The sequence below is a fragment of the Mesorhizobium australicum genome (assembly GCF_900177325.1).
Lineage (GTDB): Bacteria > Pseudomonadota > Alphaproteobacteria > Rhizobiales > Rhizobiaceae > Mesorhizobium_A > Mesorhizobium_A australicum_A.
The window spans coordinates 141,362-159,170 of sequence record NZ_FXBL01000003.1 but is presented as its reverse complement, the minus strand read 5'-3'; the positions used below and the strand labels follow the sequence as shown (position 1 = coordinate 159,170).

The window sequence follows — 17,809 nt, the reverse complement described above, 5'->3', positions numbered from 1 at the left end:
AGGACTCTCCCTCAAACCGGAGGAGATTAGGGTCTCAGGTCAGTGCCCGTTCGAAGCCGCCAGAATATCCCGTTCAAAACCCGCCGGTCATCAACGCGCGGCACGCCCCTCGGCTTGTTCGGCAACAGCGGCTCGATCACCGACCACTCGAAATCCGACAAATCAAAGCGCGCCATATCCAGTCCCTCCGCGCCGAAACTGAATCACGCTTCACCCCAAAAGGGAATCCCGATTATGAGTATGTGACCTAGCAGGCTGTTGAAGAAGTCGCTCGCCGCGAGGCTTTGAGCATGATTCATTGGCTCCGAAGGGATTCGGAGAGCGATGAATGCGCGGTGACGACGATCGAACTGGCGAACTGTTCAGCTACGTGGATCTTGAGGCGCGCGTGCGGGGCAATCATCCGTTGCGCGCCATCCGGACGATCGTGAACGAGGCGCTGTCGGCGCTGGAGCGGGACTTTGCAGCGCTGTATTCGCCGCTGGGGCGGCCGTCTATCCCGCCGGAGAAGCTTCTGCGGGCGATGCTGTTGCAGGCGTTCTACTCGATCCGCTCGGAGCGGCTCTTGATGGAGCGGCTGGAATACGACCTGTTGTTCCGCTGGTTCGTCGGCATCGGCGTCGATGACGCGGCCTGGAACCATTCCGTGTTCTCCAAGAACCGCGACCGGCTGCTGGAAGGCGACATCGCCGCGAAGTTCCTGGCGGCGGTGCTGGCCCGGCCCAGAGTGAAGAAGCTTCTGTCCACGGATCACTTCTCGGTCGACGGCACGCTGATCGAGGCCTGGGCATCGATGAAGAGCGTCAGGCCGAAGGATGGTTCGAGCGAGCCGCCGGCCGAGGGCGGCGGGCGCAATGCGGAAGCGGACTTCCACGGCCAGAAGCGGACGAACGACACGCACGCCTCGACCACCGATCCCGATGCACGGCTCTACAGGAAGGGCAAAGGCAAGGAGGCGAAGCTGTGCTTCATGGGGCACGGGCTGATGGAGAACCGCCACGGGCTCCTGGTCGACGCCTGCCTGACGCTGGCCGACGGTCATGCCGAACGGGTGGCGGCGCTGCATATGATCGAGCCCTTGGCCGACCGGCCGCGAGTCGTCACGCTCGGCGCCGACAAGGCCTATGACGCGGAGGACTTCGTCAACGAGTTGCGCTCGATGAAAGTGACGCCGCACGTGGCGCAGAACACCAGCGGCCGAAGTTCGGCGATCGATGGCCGCACGACACGGCACGGCGGCTACGCCGTCAGCCAGCGCATCCGCAAACGCATCGAAGAAGCGTTCGGCTGGATCAAGACCATCGCCGGGCAGGACAAGACCAAGTTCCGCAGCCGCGATCGTGTCGGATGGGCCTTCACCTTCGCGGCGGCCGCCTACAATCTGGTGCGGCTTCCCAAGCTGTTGGCGCAGACCGGCTGATGGTCAAGGTTCCCACCTTCGCCAAGGCCTTTGCCGGGCGCTGGCGCATCGTCGAGATGGACAACTGGGACGAGGACTTCCTCGATCTCGTCGAAGAGGCGCATCTGACGTTCACGGGTGCGGCGGATGGCGAGATCGCCTTCGGTGCGCTCAAGGGCTTCCTCGACGTCCGCTACAGCGCCCGCGAGGGTTCAGCCTGTGCGGAGTTCTCGTGGGAGGGACACGACGAGAATGACCCCGCCTGCGGTCGTGGGTGGGCAATGATCGGCACCGCCGGGCGGCTCGTCGGGCACTTCTACATCCACAATGGCGACGATTCAGGCTTCGTCTGCGAACCCGCCTGACTTCTTCAACAGCCTGCTAGGGTCTCAGGTCACTATCCAGCAAATGCCGGGACTGAACACCTAGGCACCTCAGTATCCAAAGTTCACGGAATCGCGACGTCAAACTTGGATTACTTCTTCTGCCCTGTGGCATGCTACCTCGCCGTCGTTTAGCGGTCGAATAGCAGGTTTTATCGAGCGGCAGACATCGTCAGCCCACGCGCAACGATGGCTGAGCGGACAGCCGGCCGTGGCGGTGAGATCATTCGCCACCTTTAGCTCAAACTGGGTACGCTCATGACCTCTAAGCGAGAGGAGGAGGGCTCGGCTATACGGGTGCTGCGGTTTTTCGTAGAAAGTCACAGATGGTGCGATCTCAATTATTTCGCCAGCGTACATTACCGCGATTCGACTCGAGACGTATCGAGTCGCAGCCATGTCATGAGATATGAACAATGCAGAGAAACGCTGCGCTGCTTGTAACTTTCTTATTATGTTTAGCACATGGGTCTGCACTGATACATCCAACGCACTAACCGCCTCGTCGAAAACGATAAAGCTCGGCCGTGTGATCAAAGCACGTGCGATCGCCACTCGCTGACGTTGGCCGCCCGATAGCTCGTGCGGATATCGAGAGGCAAAGCTCCGGTCGAGTCCGACCCGCTCCAGTATTTCGGTAACCCGCCGTTTTCTCTCGGTACGCGATTCTACTCCGATTATATCGAGGGGCTCGGAAACCGACGATCCGACAAGCAGGCGCGGATTGAGCGCCCACTCCGGCTGCTGCAGGACGATTGATCGCTCTGCTCGCACGAGATCTCGACGACCATACAATGATTTTCCTTCGAATCGAACTTCACCTCTAGATGGTTTGACCAAACCCATACATAGACGTCCAAGCGTTGTCTTTCCGGACCCAGACTCGCCGACCAGCCCTAGAATCTCGTTCTCCTCAATTGACAGGCGAACGCCTTTAACGGCGTGAATTTTCTGTCGCGCCCAAAACGCCCCGCCGGAAAAGACGACGTCAACGCCATCTAGGTCTATGACTGGCGTATTCATCAAGCGATCCTTCCGTGGGTGGCAGCGGCGGTCGGCTCAATCTTCAAGACTTCCTCTGCGCGATGACAAGCAACCATGCGGTTCTCGATGGGGCGAAGGACTGGACGAACCGTCCGGCACGTCTCGTGCGCAAATTTGCAACGCGGCTCAAAGACACAGCCCTGTGCGGAACTCTGGAGTACTGGTGGAACGCCGGGAATAGCCTCGAGCCAATCGCCTGGCCTTTCGTTCCCTGGTGCCGCTTCGAGTAGTGCTTTTGTGTAAGGATGCCCAGGACGACGAAACACTGACACGTTCGAGCCGGTCTCAACAAGACGGCCACCATACATTACAGCGATTGTGTCACAATATTTGGCAACAAGGCCAAGCTCGTGGCTGAGTAAGACGATGGCAACGCCAGTCTCTTCGCGAACTGAAAGAAGGAGCTTTAGGATCTGCTCGCGCACAGACGCATCGAGCGATGCTGTCGGCTCGTCGGCAATCAGTAATGAAGGATGCCTCGAGATGGCCATTGCGATAACGACCCGTTGTGCCATACCTCCGGATAGTTGGTAGGGATAGCTTCTCGCTACTCGTTTGACGTCTGGCAAGCCAACTCTTCCAAGCAACTCATAAACCGAATCATCTGAAGCGGGTCCATTCAAAACAAGACGTATTTGCCGGCCGACGCGCATCGTCGGGTCCAGGGTGCTAATCGGGTTCTGGAAAACGAAGCCGAGAGACTCCTGGCGAAGGAGTCGAATCTCCTCGTCTCCGATGTCAAAGATGGACTGACCGTTGACGAACAGGTCCCCAGAGGTTCGATGGCTATTGGAGGGCAACAGCCGGCCAATAGCCATTCCAAGTGTACTTTTCCCCGATCCACTCTCGCCAACAATTCCCAGTATCTGTGATGGATAGACAGTCAGGTCTACGCCGTCGAGCGCATAGACGATACCCCGCGCCGTTTCATAGCTGATATGGAGATCTCGAATCTCGACAAGGTCGCTCATCGCAGGGCTCGGTCTCGAAGTGGGTCAATGGCGTCCCTTAAGCCGTCACCCAATAGATTGATCGATAGGATTGCGAGCGTCAGAAGAAAACCCGATGAAAAAACCATCCAAGGGGCGACCGTCAAATAGAGAACTCCTTGTCTTAGTAGGGATCCGAGAGAAGCATGAGGGGGTTGAACGCCGATTCCGAGGAAACTCAGCACACCTTCGATCAACATTCCGATAGAGATCGCGTAGGTTAGCTGAATGATAGTTGCGCCCATAATGTTGGGTAGTAAGTGAACGATCAGGACTCGGGTCGTTGAAGCGCCTGCTACCTCCGCTGCCGTTACGAATCCCCTCGCTGCTATGCCTAATGTAACCGATCGGACCAAGCGGATGAACATTGGAAGGGTGGCGGACGCAATTACCGCAAGCACGGAAAGTGTTCCAGGCCCTACTATAGCAGTGACAAGAAGTCCTGTTAGAACAATGGGAAAGGCAAAGAAGATGTCTGCTATCCGGACAACCAGCCCATCAAAGAATCCCCCCTTGTAGGCCGACAACATACCTGTGACTCCGCCGATGATTGCCGTCACCATGACAGCAGTCGTAGCCAGCAGGAAGGTAGCAGAGATCCCCTGAATCAGCCGGGGTAGGTAAGAGCGCCCAAGCTCATCGGTGCCGAGCGGGAACTCAAGCGAGGGCGGTGCAAGGCGGGGACCAGCCCCAATCCCCTCCGGGTCGCCTAGTGGCAAGTAGGGTCCGATTAGGCTGAGAAGGAGCAAGCTCACAAGAACCAACGCTGCCACACCAGACAATCGATCATTCCATGCGAAACTCACGAAGCCACGGACAGCACTCGCTAGCCGTCTTTTCATATCTCTCTCTTTTGCGCGCTGATTCGTGGATCGAGCAATGAATAGATGGTGTCGGCGATCATGTTGATCGCGATGAAGACGGCTGCGGCCACGAGAACACCAGCCTGTACAATCGCGTAGTCACGATTCATCAAGCCATTGTAGGTGTAGAGGCCAACGCCCGGGATCGAGAACAGGACCTCGACGACAATGGCACCGCCGAGAAGATACCCTAGATAGGTTGCAGTAACTGTGATGATCGGGACAGCGGCGTTTCGGAGTACGTGATGACGAACGATCCTTGAAGGTGGCTCTCCACACGCAACCGCAAATGCTATGTATCCCTCCGTCATGACTGTTTTTACCGCATCGCGCGCCGTTCTCAGGATGAGAGCGATCCCGAAGACGGCTAGTGTAATAGCAGGCAAAACCATGGCTCTCAGATTCGTCCATGGATCTTCAAAGAATGGAACGAATCCGCCGATGGTAAGTCCCAACGACCAGACCGTAAAGACGAACAAGAACAGGCTTCCCAAAACGAAGTCCGGGATGCTGGCGCCCAGTGCTCCTAAGAACCGCCCCAAACTTCGTTGCCAGGGGCGGCCATTGGTCAACCCTGAGATGACTCCGAGCGGCAGTCCAATAGAAAGCGCCATGAGCAGAGACATCAATGCGAGTTGGATCGTGGCCGGTGCTCGCCGTATCAACTCTTGGGTTACCGATGTTTGGGTGACCATCGATATACCGAAATCGCCGTGTGTTGCCGCAGTCAGCCAGTGACCATACTGCTCGATAATCGAACGATCGAGTGCGAACTTCGCAATAACAACAGCACGGGACTCCGGCGTCGCTAAGGGGCCAAGCACAACCTGTTCAAACCCGCCCGGAACCATCCTCACCGCCGTAAAGATGACAATTGAGGCGCCGAGCATTGTTGCCAATGCCACAAGGACTCTTCCGATTACGTATTGAATGATTTGCATCTCCACTCCCAATAACTCGCTTTTTAAGCGATCATCTGGACGTCCGCGATACTGTCAAGTGGTGCAATGCGTGGGGTCGGTGCTTTTTTGAACGACACCGCCCCCAGCCCGCCTGTTGTTGAGATCACAAAAATCTAGATCTGTCCTCTCTAGTCTTGTCGAGAGAATTCCGTGATGTATTTCAGTGTGTTGAAATTCCCCTCAATGGAACTGAACCTCGCCTTAATCTTATCCTTTCGATAGCCGAGATAGTCGGGCTTACTGACCAGGGGAAGCATGTTGGCTTGGTCGTAGATGATCTGGCAAGCTTGCTCGATAACGCGATCGCGTTCCGGCCCGTCTGGAAGTTGCCGAACCTTATTCACCGCTTTATTGTACTCTGCGCTCGGCGTCATGAACCCGGCGCTCCACCCTACCCACTCCGGATTCCAGTTTGAGAGAATCTGAGTTGGATTCGAATATCCGGCGAGCCAGGACAGTGCCAAGTCAAAGTCTGTCTTCGCACTGAACACGCGCTGATACCAGTCAGCCACTGGAATTTGCTGAACCTCGGCATCAATCCCAACATCAGCCAAGTTCGCCTTCATGACTTGCGCGATAAGCGGAAATGTTACCAGAACCGATGAGGCAACGATTCCCACCTTAAGGTTTTCCGCGCCCGCTTCTTGCAATAGCTCCCGGGCCTGGACGATCCGTTTCTCTCGAGGGGTAACGTAGTCCGGATGATCTCGGCAAACTGGCTTACCGAATGCCTGCGGTACTACATAATCGACGGCAGACTCTCCGCCAAACACGGCATCCACTATACGCTGACGATCAAGGGCAAGAGCCATGGCATGCCGTACTCGGATGTCCTTGAATGGCGAGTCGTCCTGCAGAGCACTGACGTCGAGTCGGAAATAATTGGTCGTCTTCTGAATAATGGGCTCTACATTGAGGATGCCCTTCAGCAGTGTAGCTGCATCTGGGTTCTCGAAATTCGCAATATCGACACTGCCGTCGCGCAAGCCTGCTAGGCGCGCTGCATCATCCTGAATGATTCGAACAAGCACCTTGTCAACGATGGGATATCCTTGGCGCCAGTAGTGTGGATTACGCACCAAAGTCCAAGATTCGTCTTGACGATGCTCGACCACCATGAATGGCCCAGAACCCAACATCTCCTTTGTCGGATCGAAAGTTCCGTTCTCTAGTTCCTGTATAGGATAGATAGCGGTCATGCTGACAGACAAAACGGATAGAACCGCCGTATTTGGTTGCTTAAGCTCAAGCTTCACAGTGTGATCGTCTAGTGCAACGACCTGCTTGACATCGCCAATCTGACGGCCCGCATAGCTGCCCAACTTTGGATCCGCCAATCGCTTGAGGCTACCGACAACGTCAGCGGACGTCAGAGGGCGGCCGCTTGAAAATGCCGCATTTTTTCGCAGCTTGAAGATGTACGTCGTCGGCGTGGGCTGCTCCCATGACTCCGCGAGTCCCGGCGCTATTTTCAGGTCATCCGTTGTTGTGACCAAAGTGTCATAGATAAGATAGTACATTGTCCACGAGGTGCCATCGGCTGACAGGTGTGCGTCGGTGGAGAGCACCTCTGAAGGTTTTCCCCAAGTTATCATCCCGCCTGGAGCGGCCACCGTCGGTCCCGCGAGCATGAATGCGGTTGCGACAGCTGCAAAAATAAATCCGATAAGCTTCACGAATTTCATCGACTGATCCTCTCTATCATCTGATTGAGCGATTTTTACCGGGCATGAAGCCCATGCTAGGAATTTTGTCGTCTGCGTTCGCTGTTAAAGTTGCTGGATGCGTTGTCCTCTGGCGCCACAGCGATCGGAATTCAGATGCAAGCAATCACCAATCCTCGCGCGATTCAAGCAGTAATCCGCCGCGGTGCTATCGTTCCAACCATACCTGCCGGAAATCGTGCCAGTTTTGCGCAGGGAACCTGAACCCCTTGACGTTTGGACCGTGAACGACATTGCCAGACCTGAGGGTAAGAAGGGGGAGAATTGGCAAATCTTCCATGATTAGACGGTGAGCAATTCGGTAAAGTTCAACGCGGCGGCATTCGACTAGTTCGGTTCGGGCAAGATCGAGCAATCGATCCACCTCGACCCTGTTGTAATATCCCGTGTTAAAGCCTTTTGGCGAACTGTAACGGGAATGCACCACCTGCTCCAGCCAAACGTCGCAAGACATCCCCCAACTCATCTCGGACGCGCCGATGCCGGCAGGCATGCCACGATGCCATTCATCGCAATACGATATCCAGTCGTCTCGAACCTCCGCCTCTGCCGTAATGCCGATCTGCGACAGATCAGATATTAGCCAATCGCAGATCGCCAGCGGATTAATTTGTCCGGACCCTGAGCGAGCAACAAGCATCTTGAAGTGAAAACCGTCGGAAAAACCGGCGTCGGCGAGTAATGCTTTCGCCCTGCAAGGATCGTATGGATAATAGGTTGGAAAATCTGGCTCGAAAGATGGAGAGGCTGGCGGGATGATCCCGACGGCAGCGGCAGTAGCTTCACCGAATAGCTGATTGCTGAGCTCTGTGCGGTTGATCGCGTGCGCGATGGCTCGCCTCACGCGAACATCATCTAACGGACTCTCTCGCATATTGAAGGAAAAGTACCATAGATAGGGGACAGCAACCTCTTTGACCACGAAGCCGCGCTCCCGTAGCGACGGCAGACAAAAAGGGTCCGGTCCGTAGACGATATCGACATCGCCTCGTTCCAATGCCGCAGCTCGGTCTGCTGCATCCGGCAAGGGGACAAAGACGATCTGGTCGAGGTATGGAGGTTCGCCCCAGTAGTCTCGGTTGCGTTCAAGAATGACGCCAATTCCGAAGCGGGTGCTGAAACGTTCTTTGAACCGATATGGCCCGGTACCGGGCGCTCGGTCGCCAATTCCTTCATTTCCATACTTTTTCAAGGCGCTTGGGCTAACAAAGACAAAGGAACCCGGCGCGTCTTCCTGAGTCATGTATCGGAGGAAATCCGCGTATGGTTCGCTAAGAGTAATCCGCAAAGTATGGCTGTCCACTACTAGAACGTTGCGGATACTCTGTGTTGCAAGCTGATTGTAGTCAGCAGCTACCGGGGAGTACTGCGGCGCAGCGGAATTCCACATCCTGTCGATGTTGAATTTGGCGGCCTCGGCGTCGAATGGTGTATCGTCATGGAACCGAACATTTCGCCGAAGCGAGAACGTGTAGGTAAGCCCATCCTCCGATACGTGATACTTCTCGGCAAGCGCCGGAACGAGGCGCGTGTAAGGTAAACCCTCGGCCGAAAGATCATCCTCTACAAGGCTTTCGAATATCTGTTGAACAACACGCCCCGTATTCCAGCCACCGAAGGATGCCGGCGGGTCGATGATATCAACCTCCGCGTCGAGTCCAACTTTTAGTGTTCCACCGCGTCTTTCAATGTTCCCAATCATTCCTTGGTCCTCGTTGTGTTAAGCAAGTTAACGCGCAACCACTCGGCCCCTGCTGTGACAGGCGCTCATGGTATGGAGTTAGAACAGAATAATTCTAACTTACCGGAAGCTGCATTCCGCGAACTGCAAGCTGCTACTATCGCCATAGCGGGTATAGGAAAAGGTGCCAACCCAAGAGATCGATCTTGTTGAAAACACCCACACAAATGCATTGCGATCTCTACATGAGAGCACAGTACGGTTTAAGATCACCTGCTGAAGTAACCCTCATGCACAATGGATCTTAAGCGCATGGATGAGGTTACCTCTTATATAATATCCGTCAACATCAAAAACGAGCATTTTTTGTCGCATTGATTGAGTGACGAGCTATATTCAAGTTCTTCATGGCACACTGACGGCAGAGACGATACATCTTAGCGGTGTGGACGGATTGCTCGTAGTCCAGCGGCAGCCCTAATGGAACCAAATTGGCTTAACTGATAGCGAAGGAATTCTGGTTCATCGTAGTCTTTCAAAGGACCCACGATGAGACATAAATCCGGAATAAGGCAAGGGCCGGCAAAGCAGGTCATCAAGGACACCCGCCGAGCCCCTCAAACAATATTCAGTTCAGGGAATACCCGCTTGTGCTACCAAAGGGGATCAGCCTGACCGCTGGAAGACTTCTATTCCGCCGCCAGCATCGCGCCGGCGCTATTATGATTTACATTGTCACGACCATATACAAAGCTAATGGGTTGCCTAATCCTCGACCCCACCGACGTAGCATCCCTCCCCGCGCTCGGAAACGAGAGGAGGCGCGTCACTGTTTAAGGAGATCAAGATGCAACGTTTGGAGGTAGGCGGACGGTCTCCGCCGTCAGCTGGCAGAGACGCCGTTTTTCTTTGCGGTCCAGGTTGCGATGTAGTCCATCAGGGCCGGGGACAAGCAGTCATAAGATTCGAGGTCGAGTTCCTTCAGACGCGCTCGGATGCCGTCCATCCTGTCAGGGTTGTAGCCGCTCTCGATAATCGAGGAGACAAAAGCCGCAAAGCCCGGCGCAGCCCAGCCGCTTTCCTCGAACCGTTCCGGATGGATAAAGGAAAGCCCCTTGAACGGATGGTCCCTTTCGACTGGACCATACATGTGAACGCCGCAATCTTTGCAGGCGTGCCGTTGAATTAGTGCCGCCGGATCGACGACGGCGAGTTTGTTCTCGTTCTCGATCACTTCGATCTTGTCACTGGGCGCTACAGCAACGACCGAGAAGAGCGTACCGTTCGGCTTCCAGCATTTGGTGCAGCCACAGGCGTGATTGTGCGCAATGTCGGTTTTGACCTTGACCTTGACGGGATTGGTCACGCATTCGCAGACGAGGGTTCCTCCCGTGAACGATCCGCCGCCTTTATCTTTCCCGGAATCGATCGTGGGGTGAATTACTACGCTGGTCATATTCCGTTTCCTTCTCTCCTTGAGCCAAGCTTCTTGCTGGCGGGTTTAACTGCGGTTATCGCAAACGCTGCGCATGCGAGCAAAGGTGGTCATCCATAAATGTGGAGATGAAGTAGTATGGGTGACCGTATCCCTCCTGCATGCGTAGGGTGAGCGGAATTCCCGCCGCCCGGCATACTTCGACTAGTTCATCTGGGCGGAGACCATCGACAAGGAAGCTGTCAGAAGCGCCCTGATCCACCAGGATTTCACCAATTTTCCGGTTATCCTCGATCAGTGCGCATGCATCGTAGACTCGCCATGTATCCTGGTCTGGACCAAGGTATTTCTCGAACGCTGGCCTCGACCAGGCCGACACGCTGGGACGGCAGATCGGCGCAAAGGCCGAACAACTCTCGAAACGGCCTGGATGCTTCAGTACGATCGTGAGCACCCTCATGGCCGCCCATCGAGTGGCCGAAGATGGATTGCCGGGACATATCGGCTGGAAATTGCTTCGCGATCAGCTCCGGCAACTCCTCAGTGCTATAGGAGTACATCCGATAGTTGGTTGCGTAAGGTTCCTGCGTGGCGTCGACATAGAAACCGGCGCCCTTGCTGAACTGCCAATTATTCGGTTCGTCAGGGACAGTGTCTCCACGCGGGCTGGTATACGGGCAGACGATGATAAGTCCCAGTTCTCCGGCAAGCCAGCGATACTCACCCTTTTCTATAACATTCACATGAGTGCAGGTCAGGCCGGAGAGGTACCAGAGCATGGGTCACGAAGCCGTGCGCGCCTGTGGAGGCACAAACAAGGCGAAGGTCATTCTCATGCGTATGCTTGGGAGGAATGCGAGTAGACGCCTGAATGCCGCCATGCGACTTATCGATAGAGACGGTTTTCATGATCTCAGTACACGACGACGGAACGGATGCTCTCGCCGGCATGCATGAGGTCGAAACCCTTGTTGATGTCCTCGAGCTTGAGGGTATGGGTGATCATCGGGTCGATCTGGATCTTGCCGTCCATATACCAGTCGACGATCTTGGGAACATCGGTGCGGCCGCGCGCGCCGCCAAAGGCGGTGCCCATCCACGAGCGCCCGGTGACGAGCTGGAACGGACGCGTCGAAATCTCCTGTCCGGCTCCCGCAACCCCGATCACCACCGACTTGCCCCAGCCGCGGTGCGAGGCCTCGAGCGCCTGGCGCATCACCTTGGTGTTGCCGGTGCAGTCGAAGGTGTAGTCGGCCCCGCCGATCTGGTCGGCGCCGCGCTTGGTCATGTTGACCAGGTAAGGCACGATGTCGCCATCGATCTCCTTGGGGTTGACGAAGTGGGTCATGCCGAACTTCTCGCCCCAGGCCTTCTTGTCGTTGTTGAGATCGACGCCGATGATCATGTCGGCGCCGGCCAGCCTCAGGCCCTGGATGACGTTCAGGCCAATGCCGCCAAGCCCGAACACCACAGCCGTCGCGCCTTGCTCGACCTTGGCCGTGTTGATGACAGCACCTATGCCGGTGGTCACGCCGCAGCCGATGTAGCAGATCTTGTCGAAGGGGGCGTCGGGATTGACCTTGGCCACCGCGATCTCGGGCAGCACGGTGAAATTGGAGAAGGTCGAGCAGCCCATGTAGTGGAACACCTTCTCCTTGCCGAGCGAAAAGCGGCTCGAGCCATCCGGCATCAGGCCCTGGCCCTGGGTGGCGCGGATGGCGATGCACAAATTGGTCTTGCGCGACAGACAGGACGGGCACTGGCGGCATTCGGGCGTATAGAGCGGAATGACGTGATCGCCCTTCTTGACGCTGGTGACGCCCTTGCCGACATCGACGACGATGCCCGCGCCCTCATGGCCGAGGATGGCCGGGAAGATGCCTTCGGGGTCAGCACCCGACAGCGTGAACTCGTCTGTGTGGCAGATGCCGGTCGCCTTCACCTCGACCAGGACCTCGCCCTCGCGAGGCCCTTCAAGGTTAACTTCCATCACTTCAAGGGGCTTTCCAGCAGCAACGGCGACTGCGGCGCGGGTTTTCATCTATCACATTCTCCCAAAGAGCTTACCCAACATATCCCGGTTAAAAATGGACACTGGTTTGGATTTCATAATTCTGTCAAGTCATCCATAGAGATAGACCACTGACGCCTGGCATCTTTTTTGCTAGAAGCGTTCCGACCAGTCATCGGAAAGCTCCCGGCGTGCTGTCCGGCGTCAGCGCTGATGGGACCAAAGCGGTTTAACCGAGAACGGAGGATTTCTGGTTCATTGTAGCCTTTCAAAGGAGCGAAGATGAGACAGAGATCCGGGACAGGGAAAGCGCCTGCGCAGCAGGTCATCAAGGACATCCGCCGAGCGACCCGCAAGCAGTATTCGGCCGAAGAGAAGATCCGCATCGTGCTGGAGGGACTGCGCGGCGAGGAGTCGATCGCGGCACTGTGCCGACGCGAGGGCATTGCCGAGAGCCTGTATTACAACTGGTCGAAGGAATTCCTTGAGGCGGGCAAGAAGCGGCTGGCCGGCGACACGGCGCGCGCCGCCACCAGCGACGAGGTGAAGGTGCTGCGCAAGGAGGCGCGCGATCTCAAGGAGGTCGTCGCCGAGCAGGCACTGGAACTTCGGATTCTTAAAAAAAGCATGATCGCGGATGGGGGAGACGACGAATGAGATATCCCGCATCCGAGAAGCTGGAGATCATCCAGATGGTCGAGAACTCGCACCTGTCGGCGCGGCGCACATTGCAGAAGCTCGGCATTCCGCGGTCGACCTTCAATCGCTGGTATGATCGTTTCCTGACTGGCGGCGTCGATGGGCTGGAGGATCGCAGGCCCCGGCCGAACCGGGTCTGGAACCGCATCCCCGAGGAAAGGCGCGACCAGATCGTCGAGCTGGCGCTGAACGAGCCGGAGCTGTCGCCCCGAGAATTGGCGGTTACCTTCACCGACACGAAGGGCTACTTCGTGTCGGAATCCTCGGTCTACCGCCTGCTTAAGGCCCATGACCTGATCACCAGCCCGGCCTTCATCGTCATCAAGGCCGCCGACGAGTTCCACGACAAGACGACGGCGCCCAACCAACTCTGGCAAACCGACTTCACCTATCTCAAGGTCATCGGCTGGGGATGGTTCTACCTGTCGACCGTGCTCGATGACTTCTCCCGCTACATCATCGCCTGGAAGCTGTGCACCACGATGAAGGCCGGGGACGTCACCGACACGCTGACCATGGCGCTGCAGGCTTCCGGCTGTGACAGCGCCAGGGTCATGCAGCGGCCGCGGCTGCTCTCCGACAACGGCCCGTCCTACGTCTCGTCCGACCTCGCCGCATGGCTATCCGGCAACGGTATGGAGCACACTCGCGGAGCGCCCTGTCATCCCCAGACCCAGGGCAAGATCGAACGATGGCACCAGACGCTCAAGAACCGCATCCTGCTCGAAAACTACTTCCTGCCGGGCGATCTCGAGCAGCAGGTCGCGGCGTTCGTCGATCACTACAACCACCGCCGCTACCATGAGAGCCTCGGCAATCTCACTCCCGCCGACGTCTACTTCGGGCGCGGCGAGATCATCACGCTGGAAAGGGAGAGGATCAAACGCGAAACCATCAAACAGCGCCGCTTGCTTCATCGAGATGCGGCAGCCTAATATGACAACCCTGATGGACCAGAGCCTCCGTTAGCTCACGATGCCAGTTGGTCCCAAAATCCCTGACTACGGACACCGGCGTGCCACTAGATCAGGCGAAGGCTTTGGTGCGGGTATCACCGGGATCATACAACGGCATCACGGACAGCTTCGCGGAAGCCTTCTTGCCGTTTGCAAGCGCGATCTGCACATCCAGGCTGGGAACCGCATGGCGCGGATTGATGTAGGCCATGGCAGTTCCTCGCTTTCTGGTGGGTGAAAACGATCCACTGGTTACAGCACCGACCTCAACATCACCGACGAAGATCTTGTCTCCCGTCTCAGCCACGTCACCGGACGGGATATCAAGCCAAACCATCCGCCGCTTTACTCCCTCGCGCGCGATTTTCTGCAAGGCGGCTTTTCCGATGAAGTCTTCTTTGGAGAACTTCACGGTGAACCCGATGCCAGCTTCGAAAGGATTGGTTTTGCGATCGTGATCTTTTCCCACCAGGAGATATCCGGCCTCCTGACGCAAGCTCTCCAGTGCGGCCTGAGCACATGGAACTATATTATGCTGCTTGCCGGCATTCATGACCAGATTCCAGATGGTCGCCCCATCTTTCGATGCAAAATGGAGTTCGAAGCCCGCCTCACCCGTGTAACCCATGCGCGCAACCAAGCATTCGATGCCCGAGATTTTCGCCGGCCGGAAACGATAGTAGCCAAGCGTCGACAAATCGATGTCCATCAACTGCTGGAGCACACGATTGGCCATCGGCCCTTGCACGGCAAGCGTCGTATGCTCGTCGGTGACATTGGTTACCGTAACATTATAGCTCTTGGCCTGTTTCGACACCCATTCATAGTCGTCCTCAGAGCCACTGATGATCATGTACTTGTTCTGGGCCATGCACCAGATAGTGCAATCGTCGATCATCAGGCCGTTCTCGTCACACATGGCTGTGTACTGCACCGAGCCAACGGTCTTCTTGGAGAAATCGTTGGTTGCGAGCATCTGGATGAAGCCAAGCGCGTCCGGCCCTTCGATAACGAACTCGGCCATGTAATCGAGATCGCATACGGGCACACCCTCTCTCGTTCCCAAATGCTCTTTCGTGTGTCCGGCGCCGTATTCCCAAGGCAGGTAGTAGCCAAAGAGCTCAACCATTTTGGCCCCATATTCAAGGCCACTGTCGTAAAATGGAGTCTTTTTCATAGCGGGTTTCTCCTCCTGGTCCGCAAAACAAAAACCCCCGACAGCGCTTCCGCGCCCGTCGGGCGGCCGACGCAATGGCTAGCAGCCTTTTACATGCATTTGACTGACGACTGGACTTGGCTGGCGTTACGCCGCTGCTGAAGGGCTCCAGGGCCGAACTGCGTCCTTTAGAACACGCGCCAACTCAACGATGTTTGGCGTATCGGAATGTATGCAGATAGACTCCGCTCTCACCTTGAAATCGCGGCCGGTGATCGTGGTGCCCTTGCCTTCAGAAAGCATGCGCACTGCACGTCGAGCCGCCTCGGCAGGGTCACGAACGGCATGATCACGCGAGACAATGAGATGGCCATCGTCGTCATAGTCATTGTCGACGTAGAATTCGGAGATAAGGGTGACGCCTCGCGCCCGATAGACTTCTTCCTGCAGCGTGCCAGCCATGCCAAGCACTGGGACATTGTAGAAGACAGCGGCATCAGCGATCGCCTGCGACACTTCCTCCCGCATCCAGGCGGCGCGATAGAGAGCTCCGTGAGGCTTTATGTGATTGAGCGGCAGCCCCGCCATATCAAGAAACCCCTTGAGGGCGCTAACCTGATAATGGATGATCGCGGAAAGCTCCTCGCGGTTGATCACCATGTCGCGCCGGCCGAACCCCTGCCGGTCTGGGAAAGATGGATGGGCGCCAACTGGCAGGCCGTGCTTGGCCGCAAGCTTAACTGTATCGCGAATAACTGCCGGGTCGGCGGCATGGAAACCACAGGCGACGTTACCAAGATCAATATGCGGCATGATGCCGGCATCGTCGCCGCAGCGATAAAGGCTGTAGCCTTCGCCCATGTCGCAATTGATGGTAACGGTATTTTCTTTCTTCATGGCTCGACGGCCTCCCAGATCGATGATCACGCCGAACTTTAGGGACCGCCCGGAGCCAGGGTCAAATATTATGAAGTGAAATACGTTATCACAATTTTCGATATGATTCGTCGAGCGTTGCTCTCTTATTTTTCTAGTTTATGACACAGTATTAGACCAATTTTGCAAAGTAATTCAGCCACCTTTATCAGAGCACAATAACAGAAGAAAACACCTCAATTACCACTGCCATAGAAGTTATTCTAGATATTTAGGATAAAGATTTCAACTAAAATCAACAAAAAATTTTATGAATTATCTAATTATATGATATAGAATAAAAAATTATTATTATAAATATTTAGAACATATAATTTAGATTTATTATGTATAATATAAGTATATTTCTCTTAAAATAAACATAAATTTTCAATTTTAATTATATATATAGAATAAGTATCATCGATATCACATGCATACTTATCATGTATATTACGTATTCGGCAAATATATATTGTTTTTATATCATTTCTCTTCCGTATTCGTCTGAAGATGAATTTTCGGATTTAGAGCACGACAAATGTAGACGGCCTCCGGTTGCATTCCGATATCGTTTGGCTAGTCTTGCCCTAGGCATTCGAGCCTCAGCATGACAATGGAGAACCTTATTATGACACGCAAGACTATCCTCAAGTTCGGCAAGGTGGAGAATGCCGATCCCAACGATCTTCCCGGCTGGAAGGTTATCGAGGGCAAGCCGACGATGAAGACCGCCGTCCAGCACACGACTGCGGATGGCAAGGTGCTGTCGGGAACGTGGCAGGCAACGCCCGGCACCTATCACGCCACCTATACGGACTATGAATTCGTGCACATGATCTCGGGCCGCATCATCATCACGCCCGACGGCGGTGAACCGGTCGAAGTCGGTCCGGGCGACGCTTTCGTCGTGGAAGCAGACTTCAAGGGCACCTGGAAAATCATTGAGCCAGTGACGAAGCACTTCGTCGTCGCCTTGAAATAACCGACGGGATCTCACGTATCTTCTACCTCGGGCTGCTGAATTCCGAGAACCGGGCCAAGCAGAAGAAACGGCAATCAATTCAAGGGGCTGGCATTGCACCTGCCCCTTTTTTGCTGTTGACATCCGTAGTGCATTGCGGACAGAGGAAGCTGAAACGTGAGGCTGGCGGTGGAGGTGTCAGGAATTTAGCGAGCGTGACAGCGTCACCGCGACGATTCGGTCGCGTCCTCCGCTACGTCGCGCCAGTTCGCCGGCAAGGGCCGTCGTGCGCCTGTCGAGTTCGGCATAGCTGAGTGTAACACCCTCATAAACCAGCGCCGGCGCATCCGGCGTTTCGCGCATCGTCGCTTCGATCAACGCCATGAGGGTGATGCCCGGCACCTCGTGCTCGGTCCGGTTCGCCTCTACCAGATAGCACTCGATGTCGGCCCCGCAGGCGGTCTGCACGTCGGCCAGCGTCGCCGCTTTCATGGCCTTTTCGAGGAAGGCCACCAGCTGGAGCGAATGCGCTTCGGTCGCCTCGGCCGAATAGAGCGCCGGGTTGGAATTGACTTCCATCAACAGGGCACTGCGCGCATCGCCCCTGAAAGTGAATATCGTCCACCGC

At 55.7% G+C, this 17,809-nt stretch carries 15 protein-coding genes and 2 pseudogenes; 4 read left to right on the top strand and 13 right to left on the bottom strand.

All coding sequences use genetic code 11. From position 1 onward, the window contains the following. Positions 1-41 precede the first annotated feature (41 nt). Positions 42-176, bottom strand: a pseudogene (locus B9Z03_RS01935) (transposase); the annotation flags it as partial. Between the two features lie 152 nt (positions 177-328). Between B9Z03_RS01935 and B9Z03_RS01930 the strand changes: the two are divergent. Next, positions 329-1,420 carry an IS5 family transposase gene (locus tag B9Z03_RS01930; RefSeq protein WP_085462640.1) on the top strand — a complete coding sequence of 364 codons (1,092 nt, stop codon included), beginning with the start codon at positions 329-331 and terminating at the stop codon, positions 1,418-1,420. Beyond that, entirely contained in the window at positions 1,420-1,764 is a 345-nt protein-coding gene (locus B9Z03_RS01925) for a hypothetical protein (protein WP_085462639.1), read from the top strand. Before B9Z03_RS01930 ends, B9Z03_RS01925 begins: the two co-directional genes overlap by 1 nt. Before the next feature lie 99 nt (positions 1,765-1,863). Here the strand turns inward: B9Z03_RS01925 and B9Z03_RS01920 are convergent, their stop codons facing one another. From B9Z03_RS01920 to B9Z03_RS01880, 9 genes and pseudogenes are all read right to left on the bottom strand, one after another. After that, entirely contained in the window at positions 1,864-2,805 is a 942-nt protein-coding gene (locus B9Z03_RS01920; protein ID WP_085462638.1) for an oligopeptide/dipeptide ABC transporter ATP-binding protein, read from the bottom strand. Beyond that, positions 2,805-3,797: an ABC transporter ATP-binding protein gene (locus B9Z03_RS01915; RefSeq protein WP_085462637.1), complete on the bottom strand. Its 993-nt coding sequence runs from the start codon at positions 3,795-3,797 to the stop codon at positions 2,805-2,807. Before B9Z03_RS01915 ends, B9Z03_RS01920 begins: the two co-directional genes overlap by 1 nt. Then, positions 3,794-4,378: an ABC transporter permease gene (locus tag B9Z03_RS30555; RefSeq protein ID WP_210191335.1), complete on the bottom strand. Its 585-nt coding sequence runs from the start codon at positions 4,376-4,378 to the stop codon at positions 3,794-3,796. Before B9Z03_RS30555 ends, B9Z03_RS01915 begins: the two co-directional genes overlap by 4 nt. Before the next feature lie 275 nt (positions 4,379-4,653). Next, on the bottom strand, positions 4,654-5,619 hold the full coding sequence (locus tag B9Z03_RS01905) for an ABC transporter permease (protein WP_085462486.1): 966 nt from the start codon (positions 5,617-5,619) through the stop codon (positions 4,654-4,656). A gap of 149 nt (positions 5,620-5,768) precedes the next feature. Further along, complete coding sequence (locus tag B9Z03_RS01900; RefSeq protein ID WP_139832123.1) at positions 5,769-7,325, bottom strand: ABC transporter substrate-binding protein; 1,557 nt, start codon at positions 7,323-7,325, stop codon at positions 5,769-5,771. A gap of 187 nt (positions 7,326-7,512) precedes the next feature. Beyond that, positions 7,513-9,066, bottom strand: coding sequence for an ABC transporter substrate-binding protein (locus tag B9Z03_RS01895; protein WP_085462635.1), 1,554 nt, complete (start codon positions 9,064-9,066; stop codon positions 7,513-7,515). 862 nt (positions 9,067-9,928) lie between these two features. Continuing rightward, positions 9,929-10,501 carry an S-(hydroxymethyl)glutathione synthase gene (gene gfa / locus B9Z03_RS01890; protein ID WP_056242115.1) on the bottom strand — a complete coding sequence of 191 codons (573 nt, stop codon included), beginning with the start codon at positions 10,499-10,501 and terminating at the stop codon, positions 9,929-9,931. 55 nt (positions 10,502-10,556) lie between these two features. Further along, positions 10,557-11,389: pseudogene (fghA, locus tag B9Z03_RS01885) on the bottom strand (S-formylglutathione hydrolase). A gap of 4 nt (positions 11,390-11,393) precedes the next feature. Continuing rightward, positions 11,394-12,521 carry an S-(hydroxymethyl)glutathione dehydrogenase/class III alcohol dehydrogenase gene (locus tag B9Z03_RS01880; protein WP_085462634.1) on the bottom strand — a complete coding sequence of 376 codons (1,128 nt, stop codon included), beginning with the start codon at positions 12,519-12,521 and terminating at the stop codon, positions 11,394-11,396. Positions 12,522-12,773: 252 nt separating this feature from the next. On the opposite strand from B9Z03_RS01880, the gene B9Z03_RS01875 reads away from it, so the two are divergent. Then, a protein-coding gene (locus B9Z03_RS01875; RefSeq protein ID WP_139832122.1) for an IS3 family transposase occupies positions 12,774-14,125 on the top strand; the annotation gives its coding sequence in 2 pieces (ribosomal slippage) (positions 12,774-13,110 and positions 13,110-14,125; 1,353 coding nt in all). Between the two features lie 91 nt (positions 14,126-14,216). On the opposite strand, the gene gcvT is transcribed toward B9Z03_RS01875, so the two are convergent. Both gcvT and pxpA read right to left on the bottom strand, forming a co-directional pair. Then, complete coding sequence (gene gcvT, locus B9Z03_RS01870) at positions 14,217-15,323, bottom strand: glycine cleavage system aminomethyltransferase GcvT (protein WP_085462633.1); 1,107 nt, start codon at positions 15,321-15,323, stop codon at positions 14,217-14,219. A 126-nt stretch (positions 15,324-15,449) separates the two neighbouring features. After that, the gene (pxpA, locus tag B9Z03_RS01865) at positions 15,450-16,199 is read right to left on the bottom strand and encodes a 5-oxoprolinase subunit PxpA (RefSeq protein WP_056242062.1); all 750 of its coding nucleotides are present in this window, start codon (positions 16,197-16,199) and stop codon (positions 15,450-15,452) included. A 649-nt stretch (positions 16,200-16,848) separates the two neighbouring features. On the opposite strand from pxpA, the gene B9Z03_RS01860 reads away from it, so the two are divergent. Beyond that, entirely contained in the window at positions 16,849-17,202 is a 354-nt protein-coding gene (locus B9Z03_RS01860; RefSeq protein WP_056242015.1) for a cupin domain-containing protein, read from the top strand. A gap of 177 nt (positions 17,203-17,379) precedes the next feature. Here the strand turns inward: B9Z03_RS01860 and B9Z03_RS01855 are convergent, their stop codons facing one another. Continuing rightward, positions 17,380-17,760, bottom strand: a complete 381-nt coding sequence (locus tag B9Z03_RS01855; protein WP_056242025.1) for an AMP-binding protein — start codon at positions 17,758-17,760, stop codon at positions 17,380-17,382. Positions 17,761-17,809 lie beyond the last annotated feature (49 nt).